Annotated in this window: 10 protein-coding genes and 1 tRNA gene; 9 read left to right on the top strand and 2 right to left on the bottom strand. The window is 64.1% G+C overall.

Going from position 1 to position 12051, the window contains the following annotated elements; all coding sequences use genetic code 11:
- Window positions 1-56: 56 nt before the first annotated feature.
- The gene (locus tag AAIH46_RS00955) at window positions 57-746 is read right to left on the bottom strand and encodes a helix-turn-helix domain-containing protein (protein ID WP_430303631.1); all 690 of its coding nucleotides are present in this window, start codon (window positions 744-746) and stop codon (window positions 57-59) included.
- 473 nt (window positions 747-1219) lie between these two features.
- Here AAIH46_RS00955 and AAIH46_RS00950 point away from each other — a divergent pair, with 473 nt between their 5' ends.
- Window positions 1220-2149 (top strand): alpha/beta fold hydrolase, encoded by a 930-nt coding sequence (locus AAIH46_RS00950; RefSeq protein WP_430303630.1) that lies wholly within the window; start codon window positions 1220-1222, stop codon window positions 2147-2149.
- 226 nt (window positions 2150-2375) lie between these two features.
- On the opposite strand, the gene AAIH46_RS00945 is transcribed toward AAIH46_RS00950, so the two are convergent.
- Window positions 2376-2465, bottom strand: a tRNA-Ser gene (locus AAIH46_RS00945).
- A gap of 265 nt (window positions 2466-2730) precedes the next feature.
- Here AAIH46_RS00945 and AAIH46_RS00940 point away from each other — a divergent pair.
- From AAIH46_RS00940 to AAIH46_RS00905, 8 genes are all read left to right on the top strand, one after another.
- Window positions 2731-4161: a lipopolysaccharide biosynthesis protein gene (locus tag AAIH46_RS00940; RefSeq protein ID WP_430303629.1), complete on the top strand. Its 1431-nt coding sequence runs from the start codon at window positions 2731-2733 to the stop codon at window positions 4159-4161.
- Between the two features lie 313 nt (window positions 4162-4474).
- Window positions 4475-5635, top strand: coding sequence for a septal ring lytic transglycosylase RlpA family protein (locus AAIH46_RS00935; protein WP_430304952.1), 1161 nt, complete (start codon window positions 4475-4477; stop codon window positions 5633-5635).
- 67 nt (window positions 5636-5702) lie between these two features.
- On the top strand, window positions 5703-6875 hold the full coding sequence (locus AAIH46_RS00930) for a D-alanyl-D-alanine carboxypeptidase family protein (protein ID WP_430303628.1): 1173 nt from the start codon (window positions 5703-5705) through the stop codon (window positions 6873-6875).
- Between the two features lie 99 nt (window positions 6876-6974).
- Window positions 6975-7664, top strand: a complete 690-nt coding sequence (tmk, locus tag AAIH46_RS00925; RefSeq protein WP_430303627.1) for a dTMP kinase — start codon at window positions 6975-6977, stop codon at window positions 7662-7664.
- Complete coding sequence (locus AAIH46_RS00920) at window positions 7661-8689, top strand: DNA polymerase III subunit delta' (protein ID WP_430303625.1); 1029 nt, start codon at window positions 7661-7663, stop codon at window positions 8687-8689. Before tmk ends, AAIH46_RS00920 begins: the two co-directional genes overlap by 4 nt.
- A gap of 98 nt (window positions 8690-8787) precedes the next feature.
- A complete protein-coding gene (gene metG, locus AAIH46_RS00915) occupies window positions 8788-10347 on the top strand; it encodes a methionine--tRNA ligase (protein WP_430304951.1) in 1560 nt (519 codons plus the stop codon).
- Between the two features lie 5 nt (window positions 10348-10352).
- Window positions 10353-11135 carry a TatD family hydrolase gene (locus AAIH46_RS00910; RefSeq protein ID WP_430303624.1) on the top strand — a complete coding sequence of 261 codons (783 nt, stop codon included), beginning with the start codon at window positions 10353-10355 and terminating at the stop codon, window positions 11133-11135.
- 4 nt (window positions 11136-11139) lie between these two features.
- Window positions 11140-11958: an MBL fold metallo-hydrolase gene (locus tag AAIH46_RS00905; protein WP_430303623.1), complete on the top strand. Its 819-nt coding sequence runs from the start codon at window positions 11140-11142 to the stop codon at window positions 11956-11958.
- Window positions 11959-12051 lie beyond the last annotated feature (93 nt).

The raw sequence follows: 12051 nt of genomic DNA, 5'->3' as shown, positions 1-12051 counted from the left end.
GGGCGGCTTTGGCGCCCCGGACATCATGCCGTTCGAAGCAAGCCGCGGCTCCCAGGCTAGAACTTCGCGGCTCGCCGCCATGCCGCCGGGGTCACGCCTACGAAGGATCTGAACATCCGCGTAAAATGGCTCTGGTCGGCAAAGCCGCACATGACCGCGATCTCGGCAAGCGCAGAGTCGGTTTGCGCGAGCAGTGACTTGGATCGCTCGACCCGGTGACGCAGGATCCATCGGTACGGTGGGTCACCGGTCGACTGCTTGAAGGCCCGTACGAAATAGCTCACCGAAAGTCCGCATAATGCGGCAAGGTCTTTCAGAGAGACCTCGTCAGCCGCCAGGGACACCATAGCGTCCGTGGCGCGACGGAGCTGCCATGGGGCGAGCATGCCGAGTTTTTCGCTTCTCGGGCGAAGGCCGCCGAAGGCCTGTGCAAAATGCGTATTGGCCGCGAGCATGACCTGCTCGGCGTAGATCGTGCCGATCTCATGAGGACGCTCCAGAGCAGGAAGCAGGGCGTTGCCGAGGTGCCAGACGGTTTCGTCGAACACGCCACCGAGCTTGCAGTGGAGCTGGCCGATCCTCGGACTGCCTCGTTCGTAGGCAAGCTCGTCGAGGGCTTTCTGCGAGACGACGAATATCAGGTTGTCGAAAGGACTGAGCAGGTTCGCCACGGGCTTTTCGGCGTGATTGACGATACTCGTGCTGCGGGCCGCATAGGAGCCACGGTGGACGCATTTGCCGTCCATGTAGAGCTCTCTGTGGGTCTGCTCGCGAAGTTGCAAAAGGACCGCGAACGTGGTCCCAAGGCCGTGGTCCAGAGGCGGAGGGAGGGCAGCGGGTCCGTGTCCAGGCGTGTCGCGTCTAATCCGCGAAACCAGAAGACGGGTCTTTCTGGGGCCGGCGGTCAGAAGTTGCGTGATTTCATCGGCCCTGAAGTGGCTGACAAAGCTTTGCCTGAATGCTGCGTCGGAATGCAAATCTGCCTCCCCACATCCGGATTTGGCGTCATTTCCCTGCCAAGTTCGCCCACTGTAGTTGAGGTGGACGTCAAGTAAAGCTCGGTCTCCGGGCTGATTTGAAGGTTTCTGCTGTCCTTTGTCGGATATCTCCGTCGCGACACAAAGCAGGACAGCGGAGCGTGTTTCCGACTACGGACGCCTGAAAGGTTCAAGCCTCAGAACCTCGCTCTTCTCACCATGCCAGGGCAACTGGAGGCACGATGATGAAACGACTTCTCCTGGCAACCGGCGCGTTCGCCGCGCTTTGCAGCCCCTCATGGGCCGTCGACCTGGACTTTCCGGCAACGTTCAAGGCCCAGGAAATCAAGACCAACGGCACGACGATCCACGTTCGGTCCGGCGGGAAAGGGCCTGCGGTCATCCTGATCCACGGGTATGGCGATACCGGCGACATGTGGGTGCCGCTGGCCGAGGAACTGATGCGCGACCACACGGTGATCGTTCCCGATCTCCGCGGAATGGGATTGTCGGCCGTCGCCACCGAGGGCTTCCGGAAGGTCAACCAGGCCGAAGATATCGCGGGCGTTCTCGACGCGCTCAACGTCAAGCAGGCAGATGTCGTTGGTCACGACATCGGAAACATGGTTGCCTACGCTTTCGCAAAGGCGCATCCCGATCGAACGAAACGGCTGGTTGTCATGGACGCTCCTGTCCCCGGGATCGGCCCATGGGAAGAAGTCTTGAAGAACCCGTTGCTGTGGCATTTCCGTTTCGGCGGACCTGACATGGAGCGACTGGTGGCGGGTCGGGAACGGATCTACCTCGATCGCTTCTGGAACGAGTTTTCGGCCGACCCGTCGCGGTTTACCGAAGCCTCGCGTGTCCATTATGCAGACCTCTATTCCAGGCCCGGACGTATGCATGCAGGCTTCATGCAGTTCGCCGCATTCGACCAGGACGCGATCGACAACCGGGCGGCGCTCGAAAAGGGTCGTCTGGAGATGCCGGTACTCGCGGTCGGCGGCGACCACTCCTTCGGAACAACCATGGCCTTCGTGATGCGCTTCGCCGCTGACGATGTCCGTCAGGTGGTGATCCCCGCATCCGGACACTGGCTCATGGAAGAGCAGCCTGAGGCGACCGTCGCCGCCATTCGCGCCTTCCTCGACAGGCAGCCCGCGCAGGACTGAAGCGAATGCGGTCGACCTCGGACGAGGTCGCCGCGCCCACTCAAAAGGAGCGCGCCATGACGTCACTCGCCAAACGGCGAGACCATCTTGCTGTTCTTGAGGTCATGGCAAGTGGTTGCCGTGCCACTCGTCGCGACTACTCCGTAAGATGGTGCCGAAAATTATCGACGCCGAGCCCTGGGTTTTGAGCTATTCGAATCAACAAATGTAATTTTCAAAGGGAAAATGGCGGAAGAGGTGGGATTCGAACCCACGGTACGGTCTCCCGCACGCCGGTTTTCAAGACCGGTTCCTTAAACCACTCGGACACTCTTCCGGCAGCGATACGCCGATGCGCCGCGTGTGGCTGGGTTACAGCAGGAACGCCGTGCCCGTCAACACTCGGCAGACGTTCTAGAGCCAGATCCTGGGCTCGTAGCAAGGCTGGAAGCCGTTGATTTCCGAGCGGTTGCAGCATTTTATCTGGCACCGCAGCACGATTGCCCTAGATCGGCCATGGTGGACGGGTTCGATTGCCGAGCAACCGGCCGCCGCTTTGGGTGTCCTTCCGACGATTGAAAAGCGGCAACGGAGTGTCGTGCATGGCGCAGCAGCGTAAGACGATCACCAGCGTCGTCTGGAGCATTTCCTCGAAGATCGCCATCTTCACCCTCAAATTCGTCAGCGTGCCGATCCTCGCCCGCTATCTGGAGCCGGCCGAGCTCGGCATGGTGGCGAGCGGCATGATCGTCATCACCTTCCTGCTGATGTTTGCCGGCGCCGGGCTGACCGCCGGGCTGATCCGCGACGCGACCGAGGATCCGGTCAGCGACGACACGGTGTTCTGGACCAATCTCGGCGTGTCGATCGTGCTGGGGCTTGCCGTCTACGGCTTCGCCGATCCGCTCGCGGCCCTGCTCGGGGCGCCGGAGGCGAGCTGGCTGCTGCAGGTGTTTTCGCCGCTTTTTGTGCTCTACCTCGCGCCGGACGTCGCAAGTTCGAAGCTCGCCCGGCGGATGGCTTTCGACCGCGAAGCGTTTGTCACCGTCATTGCCGAGGCGCTCGGCGCGCTCGCAGCAATCGCCGTGGTGCTTGCCGGCTACGGCATCTGGGCGCTGATCGCCCAGCTCTATGTCAGCGCGGTCTTGCGTTTCATCGGACTGTTTCTGGCTGCCGGCTACCGGCCCGGCAGGCATTTTTCGCTCCACGAGTTGAAGCGCCACATGCATTACGGCGTGCGGCTGGTGGGCGCCGATTTCGTCGGCTTCCTGTCCTTCCAGTCGCCGATCGTCATCATCACCCGCATGCTCGGCCTGCCGCAGGCCGGTACGTTCAACCTCACCAACCGGCTGTCCGACCTGCCCAACCAGATCGTTCTCACCGGCCTGATGAGCGTGCTGTTTCCCTCGTTCAGCCGGATGAACGAGGACACCGCGCGGCAGGCGGACGTGCTGTCGCGAACGACGCGGGCAACAACCCTGTTGCTCGCTCCCATGCTGTTCGGCATCTGGGCGGTGTCGGAACCGGCGATGACCGTCGTCTTCGGCGAGAAATGGGCGTTCGCGGCGCCGGTGCTCGGCCTGCTAGCGGTCGCCAAGGGCATCATGTCGCCCTGCGGCAGCTTCATTCCCTATCTGAAGGCCACCGGTCACGCCTCCGTCCTCTGGTGGTTCGGGCTCGGCCGAGCGATCACCACCATCGGCGCCATGGTGCTCGGCGCCGCCTGGGGCGATCTCGAAGGGCTTTGCATCGGGCTGTGCATCGCCAATGTCGGCGTGCTCTTCGCCTATCTGACGGTGGTGCTGAAGATCGCCGGCCTGCCGCTCGGGCAGGGCCTTCGCGATACGCTGCTGCCGCTTGGGCTCGCCGCCGCCATGGCCGTTGCCGTACGCCTGGTGCTCGTCGAGCGATGGGTGCCTGTCGATGGCGCGCTCCTGCAGCTCGGTGTCGGCGCTGCGGTCGGCGGTGTCGTCTATCTGCTGCTGATCGGCCTGACGCAGCGCCGGCTGGTGCGTGAACTGGTGCGCCGCTGAGGTGGGGGAAGATGGACCAGAACCGCGGTTCATCCGAGCGATCAAGCGCCTTTGTGGCAAGGCCCTCGCGCTGCGCGCGTTAGCAATTCGCTAACCATAACAAGGACTAATTTTACTTATCCACGATTTTGGATCGCATTTCGGCCACGATGGAGGCAAATAAGCACAGGCAATCCGGTTAACCATATCGACCGGGCAGCAGCGTTACGGGACGTGACGCATTCCGGTGCAGTCAGAGCGGCGTGGGACAGAGAGTTTGAGTTCAGAACAGGGTAAGCTCGTTATCGGGGCGAAGTGGCTGGGCGTAGCCTTCATGTGTGCCGGGATGGCCTCCTGCGCGTCGACGCAGACGGCGTCGACCAGCAAGCCGAAGTCGAAGAGCAAGGAATATTTCGCCGAGAGCGAATACGGCGTGAAGGCGAGCCCGCGGGTTGTCGCCGATGGCCGTCCTGTTCCCAAGGGTGGCGGCCGCTTCATGGTCGGCAACCCTTACGAGGTCAAAGGCAAGACCTACGTTCCGAAGGAAGATCCCCGTTACAACAAGTCCGGCCTTGCCTCCTGGTATGGTTCGGCCTTCCACGGCCGCGTGACCGCCAATGGCGAAGTCTACGACAGCGATCACCTGTCGGCAGCCCACCCGACCTTCCCGCTGCCGAGCTATGCGCGGGTCACCAATACCGATACCGGCACCTCGGTCATCGTGCGCGTCAACGATCGCGGCCCGTTCCACGAAGGCCGCATCATCGACGTGTCGAGCAAGGCCGCCGAGCTGCTCGACTTCAAGCGCATCGGCACGGCGCACGTCAACGTCCAGTATGTCGGTCGTGCGCAGATGGACGGCCGCGACATGCCGTTCCTGATGGCCTCCTATGTCCGCAAGGGCGATCGCATGCCGGGCATCCGTCCGGAAGGACAGATCGCAAGCGGCGTGATGGTCGCCTCCAACCAATCGTTCGGCGATCAGCTGCAGAGCTACGGGGACGGCGTGCCGACACCGACCGCCTATGCCGGTCGCACGCCGAGCGGTCGCAGCGACAAGCCGTCGACGGCGCGGGCGTTTGCCGCCGCAGCCCAGACGGCAGAGCTTGCCGCTCCGACCCGCAAGGCTCCCGTGGCCGCGCCACAGCCGGCGGCTCGTCCGTCCGCGACGCAGGCGGTGCGGGCACTGCCTGCCGCCGCCCCGGTTCGCCAGCCGGCGCCGGTTGCCGTGGCCTCTGCCAAACCCGTCCAGCCATCCTTCGAGCAGCAGAAGCGCCCCGGCGCCTCGACGGTGCGCAGCGCGCCGGCTCCGCAGGTTGCGCAGCAGCGGCCGCAGCCGATCCAGGTCGCCCAACCCTCGGCCCAGACCGCCTATGCCCAGCCGGCGCCGCGTGCACAGGCACCGGTCGTCATGTTCGGCAACGTCGTGCTGCGCGACGACGGCATGATGGAACAGACACCGGCCGGCGGCACGCAAAAAACCGCCAGACGGTGAGGCTGCACGGTTGCGCCTTCCAGAGGCGCTTGCTAGGCAATGGCGCATCAGCTTGACGAGTGTCTCGATGCGCCACCGGCTCCTCCATTGCAGTTTTGCCGCGCTCACCGTGCTTCTCGCGGCGACTGCGTCCCTCAAGGCTGCACCGGCCGAGACGCGGCTTGCCGATCTCAAGGCCAAGCAGATCTATCTGGTCGAGGCGAAGACCGGCACGGTGCTGCTCGCCGAAAACGAGAACCAGGCCTTTGCGCCCGCATCGCTTGCCAAGCTGATGACCATGGACCTGGTGTTCGAGGCGATCCGTCGCGGCGAAATCTCCGGTACCACCAGCTACCGTGTCTCGGAAAACGCCTGGCGTACCGGTGGCGCACCCTCCGGCACGACGACGATGTTTGCGGCGCTTAAATCCGAAGTGCCGATGGACGACCTGATCCGCGGCGTCATCGTCCAGAACGCCAACGACGCCTGCATCATCATCGCCGAGGGGATGGCGGGCTCCGAAGCGGAGTTTGCCGCGCGGATGACGGCAAAGGCCCGCGATCTCGGCATGATGCGATCAAGCTTCGGCAACGCGACCGGTCTTCCCGAACAGCCAAGCACGACGACAGCCCACGACCTCGTGCTGCTGGCCAAGCATCTCCACCAGGAGTTTCCCGAGTATTATCCGCTCTACGCGCAGCCGGATTATACCTGGAACAAGATTTTCCAGCGCAACAAGAACCCGCTGCTGTCGCTCGGCATCGGTATCGACGGCCTGGGTGCCGGCTATGCCGAGGGGCAGGGGTTTGCCGCGGTCTCGTCTGTCGAGCGCAACGGCACGCGGCTGTTCCTCGCCATGGCAGGGCTTGCCAGCGACAAGGAACGGCAGGAGGAATCGCGTCGCGTCCTCGAATGGGCGCTGTCGTCCTTCGAGACCCGCACGGTATTCGAGACAGGTGTGACAATCGGCGAGGCGGCGGTCTATGGCGGCACGCGCTCGCACGTCAACCTGTTCGCGAACGAGGCGGTGGAGGTCTACGTGCCGAGCCGCAACGGCGAACGGCTGAGCGGCCGGATCGTCTACCAGTGGCCACTGCGAGCGCCGGTTACAAAAGGGCAGGCGGTCGGCAGCCTGCAGATCTTCGAGGGCGACCGGCAATTGAAGGTCGTTCCGCTGCACGCGGCCGACGATATTGCCGCCGGCTCGCTGTTCTCCAAGGCCACCGACGCGGTGCTCGAACTGATGCTGTTCTGGCTCTAGTCACAGCTTCGCCTGTGGCCGGACAAGCGTTCGCGGTTTCGCATCGCCCTTCGATGCGCTAGACAGGGACACCACAGACAGCGAGAGAGCGGCAGCACCTTGGTCAACTCATCCGGGGCACCATCATCCGGCATTTTCATCAGCTTCGAGGGCGGCGAGGGAGCGGGCAAGTCGACGCAGATCCGCCGGCTGGCCGAAACGCTGCAGGAGCGCGGCCATACGGTGCTGGTGACGCGCGAGCCCGGCGGATCGCCGGGCGCCGAAGCCGTGCGCCACGTGCTCCTGTCGGGTGCTGCCGAAGACTATGGCGTGCGCATGGAGGCGCTGCTGTTTGCCGCGGCCCGCAACGACCATGTCGAAGAGGTCATCCGGCCGGCGCTGTCGCGCGGTTTGATCGTGCTCTGCGACCGGTTCATCGATTCCTCGCGCGTCTACCAGGGAATCACCGGCAATCTAGAGGGCGAGCTCGTCGACGCGCTTGAGCGGGTTGCGATCGACGGACTGCGGCCCGACCTTACACTGATCCTCGACCTTGCGGCGGACAAGGGACTGGCGCGCGCCCGCCGTCGCAGCGAAGACAGTGCCGCGCCCAGCGAGCCTGACCGCTTCGAGAAGGAGCGCATCGAGGTTCACGAGAAGCGCCGGCAGGCGTTTCTCGACATCGCCGCGGCGGATGCGTCCCGCTGCCGGGTGATCGATGCCGACCGCAGCGAGGATCTGGTGGCCGCCGACATCCTGTCGCAGGTGGAGACGCTTCTTCCTTCGCATGCGCCGGAAACCGCAGAATGAGCGATCAGCCCTACGGCGTCCTCGATGGCGCCATGCCGCCGCAGACCAATCCGCATCTGTTCGGGCACGGCGAGGCCGAAACCTTCCTGGCGCGCTTCTACCGTTCCGGCCGCAGCCACCATGCGATCCTGATCGAAGGGCCGGAAGGGATCGGCAAGGCGACGCTGGCCTTCCGGTTCGCCAACCATGTGCTCAGCCATCCCGACCCGGAGCAGGCGCCGGATCAGATTTCCGACCCCGATCCGGAAGCATCGGTCAGCCGGCAGATCGCCTCCGGCGCCTCGCACAACCTGCTGCACCTGACGCGGCCGGTGGACGAGAAGACCGGCCGGGCGAAGACGGCGATCACCGTCGACGAAGTGCGGCGGGCAGGGCACTTCTTCGCCCAGACCTCCGGCACCGGCAACTGGCGGATCGTCATCATCGATCCGGCCGACGACCTCAACCGCAACGCCGCCAACGCCATCCTGAAGATCCTTGAGGAGCCGCCGAAGCGATCGCTGTTCCTGGTGCTCAGCCACGCGCCGGGCAAGCTGCTGCCGACCATCCGCTCGCGCTGCCTGCCGCTGAAACTGTCGCCGCTCGGTGATCACGACCTCGCCGCCGCGCTGTCGGCACTCGGCCAGCCGCTGGACGACGGGCGCAATGCCGAAAACGTGCTGGCGATGGCCAATGGCAGCGTTGCGCAGGCGCTGAAGCTGCTGAACTACGGCGGCACCGAAATCATCACCGCCTTCGATGAACTGATGGCCTCCAGCGGCCCGACGGCCCGCAAAGCGATGCACCGGCTGGCGGACGTGCTGTCGGGCAAGGACAACGACGTGATCTTCGGCTTCTTCCTCGACTACCTGGGAGACCGCCTGATCGAGCGGGCGAGGGCTGCCGCAGTTGCCGGCGATCTGGCCGCAGCCGACCGGGCCTCGCGCCTGTCTTCGGAGATCTCCGACAGGATCAGCGTGTCGCAGGCCTACAATCTCGACCGCAAGCAGACGATCATCTCGCTCCTCGAGGACGTTGCCCGCTGAGAGACGGGCAGGGCGGCGGGAAACTTGCTGTTTCGCATCGGCGAAACTTGGTTTAAGACGCGCCCAGAGAAGAAACAGAAACGGTAATGCTGGCCGAAATGTCGACAAAGACGCCCTACTACATCACCACTGCCATCTCCTATCCGAACGGCAAGCCGCATATCGGTCACGCTTACGAGCTGATCGCCACGGACGCGCTTGCCCGCTTCCAGCGGCTTGACGGGAAGGACGTCTTCTTCCTCACCGGGACCGACGAGCACGGCCAGAAGATGCAGCAGACGGCGCGGGCGCAAGGCATCACTCCACAGGAACTCGCCGAACGGAATTCCAATGAATTCCGGGAGATGGGCCGACTTCTGAATGCATCGAATGATGATTTCATCCGCACCACGGAAGCACGCCACCATGCGACCGTGCAGGAAGTCTGGCGGCGGATGGCGGCCAACGGCGACATCTACAAGGATAGCTACGCCGGCTGGTACTCGGTCCGCGACGAGGCTTTTTACCAGGAAGAAGAGACGGAGCTGCGCGCCGACGGCGTGCGCTACGGCCCGCAGGGAACGCCTGTCGAGTGGGTCGAGGAGGAGAGCTACTTCTTCAAGCTTTCGGCCTATGAAGACCGGCTGCTGAAACTCTACGAGGACGAGCCGGATTTCATCGGCCCCAACGAGCGCCGCAACGAAGTCATGTCCTTCGTCAAGTCGGGGCTCAAGGACCTGTCGATTTCGCGCACCACGTTCGACTGGGGCATTCCGGTGCCCGACGACGCAAAGCACGTCATGTATGTCTGGGTCGACGCGCTGACCAACTACATCACCGCTACCGGCTATGTGGAAGACAAGAACGACCCGCGCGCCAAATACTGGCCGGCCGACGCCCACATCATCGGCAAGGACATCATCCGCTTCCACGCCGTCTACTGGCCGGCCTTCCTGATGTCGGCGGGCCTGCCGTTGCCCAAGCGCGTCTACGCCCACGGCTTCCTGCTCAACAAGGGCGAGAAGATGTCGAAGTCGGTCGGCAACGTCGTCGATCCGGTCGATCTCGTCGGCCATTTCGGCCTCGACCAGGTGCGCTATTTCTTCCTGCGCGAGGTCTCCTTCGGCCAGGACGGCAGCTACTCGGAAGAGGGGATCGCCACCCGCATCAATGCCGACCTCGCCAACGGCATCGGCAACCTCGCCTCGCGTTCGCTGTCGATGATCGTCAAGAACTGCGACGGCCGCATTCCGGCGCCCGGCCCGCTCACCGATGCCGACAGGGCGATGCTGGCGACCGCCGACGCGATGCTTGCCACCTGCCGCGAAGAGATGAACCGCCAGCAGATCCACAAGGCGGTGGCGGCGATCATCGGCACCGTCAACGAGGCCGACCGCTACTTTGCCGCACAGGAACCCTGGGTGCTGCGCAAGACCGACGTGCCGCGCATGGAGACGGTGCTCTATGTCACCGCCGAAGTGGTGCGCCAGATCGCAATCCTGTTCCAGCCGATCATGCCGGCATCGGCGGCAAAGCTGCTCGACCTGGTGGCGGTGGCCGAAGACGACCGTGTGTTCGCCAAGCTCGGAGAAGCCGGTCGCCTGACGCCCGGCACCGTTCTCGAAGCCCCGACGCCGGTCTTCCCGCGCTACGTCGCGCCCGACGTGGACAAGGCATAGACCCGATGCTGATCGACACGCATTGCCATCTCGACTTTGCCGAGTTCGACGCCGAGCGCGACGACCTCGTGGCGCGCGCCCATGCGGCCGGCGTCAGCCAGATGGTGACGATCTCGACGCGGGTGAAGAAGCTCGACACGCTCGTGGCGCTCACCGAACGCTATCCTTCGGTGTTCTGCTCCGTCGGAACGCATCCGAACAATGCTAACGAGGAACTCGACGTGTCGGCGGACGACCTGGTGCGGCTTGCCGAAAGCCACGACAAGATCGTCGCGATCGGCGAGGCAGGCCTCGACTATTTCTACGACACGCAGACGCCGCAAGACCAGAAGACCGGCCTTAGCCGGCACATCGAGGCAGCCCGTCGCACCGGGTTGCCGCTGGTCATCCATAGCCGCAGCGCCGACGACGACATGATGGCAATCCTGCGGGACGAGACGGGGAAGGGCGCTTTCCCGTTCATCCTGCACTGCTTTTCCGCCGGCCAGGCGCTTGCCGATACCGGCGTCGAGCTTGGCGGCTACGTGTCGTTCTCCGGCATCCTGACGTTCCCGAAATCCGAAGAGCTGCGGGCGATCGCCGCCACCGTGCCGGTGGACCGGCTGCTCGTCGAGACCGATGCTCCGTACCTGGCGCCGAAGCGCTGGCGCGGCAAGCGCAACGAGCCATCCTATGTCGTCAATACGGCCGAGGTGCTCGCCGATGTGAAAGGCGTCTCCGTGGAAGAGATGGCGCGCATCACGACGGAAAACGCCTTCCGCTGCTTTTCGAAGATGACGAGGGTCTAGGCTGGTGGTCGGTCAGCGGCTTCGCTTCACCATCCTCGGCTGTGCCTCGTCGCCCGGCGTGCCGAAGCTCGATGGCGACTGGGGCGCCTGCGATCCGGAGAACCCGCGCAACCGCCGCCGCCGCGCCGCGCTGCTCGTCCAGAGGATCGCAGATGACGGCGCTGTCACCAGCGTCGTCATCGACACCGGCCCGGATTTCCGCGAGCAGATGATATCGGCCGGCGTGCGTCGCCTCGACGGCGTGCTCTACACCCACGCGCACGCGGACCATCTGCACGGCATCGACGACATACGCGGTTATTTCCATGCGCAGCGACGGCGGATCCCGATATTCGCCGACCCGTTCACCATGGACAGGATCCGCCAGGGGTTTGGTTACTGCCTCGAAACGCCGCCCGGTGGGAATTATCCGCCGATCGTCGAGCCGCTTCTGATCAAGGACATGGACCAGCCGATCACGGTGGGCGGGACGGGGGGGAGCCTGTCGTTTACGGCGCATGCCCAGGTACACGGCGATATCATGTCGCTCGGCTTCCGCATCGGCAACGTCGCCTATTGCAGCGACGTCAGCGATTTCCCGCCGGAAAGTCTCGAACGGCTGCAGGGTCTCGACACGCTGATCATAGACGCGCTGCAATACACGACGCATCCCAGCCATCTCTCGGTGGACCAGGCGCTTGGCTGGATCGACCGGCTGAAACCCCGTCGCGCCATCCTCACGCACATGCATATTCCGCTGGATTACCAGCGGCTGATGGACGAGACACCGGCGCATGTCGAGCCGGCCTATGACGGGTTGAGCTTCGAGATCGAAGCGGACTGAGATCGTTTTCGGGCGGCTCTGTTTAAGGTATCGCTTGGATATGCGCGCTACCCTGCTCAACCGCGTCGGCGAGAACCGGCCGGACTGGGCGCC

Source organism: Rhizobium sp. 0TCS1.26 (genome assembly GCF_050455525.1).
In the GTDB taxonomy this organism is placed as follows: Bacteria; Pseudomonadota; Alphaproteobacteria; order Rhizobiales; family Rhizobiaceae; genus Neorhizobium.
This window is presented reverse-complemented; position numbering and strand designations above follow the sequence as displayed.

What these genes read in the sequence shown, in the direction of transcription:
- AAIH46_RS00955 (WP_430303631.1), bottom strand. Translation starts at nt 746, where the DNA reads ATGGACGGCAAATGCGTCCACCGTGGCTCCTATGCGGCCCGCAGCACG.
- AAIH46_RS00950 (WP_430303630.1), top strand. Translation starts at nt 1,220, where the DNA reads ATGATGAAACGACTTCTCCTGGCAACCGGCGCGTTCGCCGCGCTTTGC.
- AAIH46_RS00940 (WP_430303629.1), top strand. Translation starts at nt 2,731, where the DNA reads ATGGCGCAGCAGCGTAAGACGATCACCAGCGTCGTCTGGAGCATTTCC.
- AAIH46_RS00935 (WP_430304952.1), top strand. Translation starts at nt 4,475, where the DNA reads ATGTGTGCCGGGATGGCCTCCTGCGCGTCGACGCAGACGGCGTCGACC.
- AAIH46_RS00930 (WP_430303628.1), top strand. Translation starts at nt 5,703, where the DNA reads ATGCGCCACCGGCTCCTCCATTGCAGTTTTGCCGCGCTCACCGTGCTT.
- AAIH46_RS00920 (WP_430303625.1), top strand. Translation starts at nt 7,661, where the DNA reads ATGAGCGATCAGCCCTACGGCGTCCTCGATGGCGCCATGCCGCCGCAG.
- metG (WP_430304951.1), top strand. Translation starts at nt 8,788, where the DNA reads ATGTCGACAAAGACGCCCTACTACATCACCACTGCCATCTCCTATCCG.
- AAIH46_RS00910 (WP_430303624.1), top strand. Translation starts at nt 10,353, where the DNA reads ATGCTGATCGACACGCATTGCCATCTCGACTTTGCCGAGTTCGACGCC.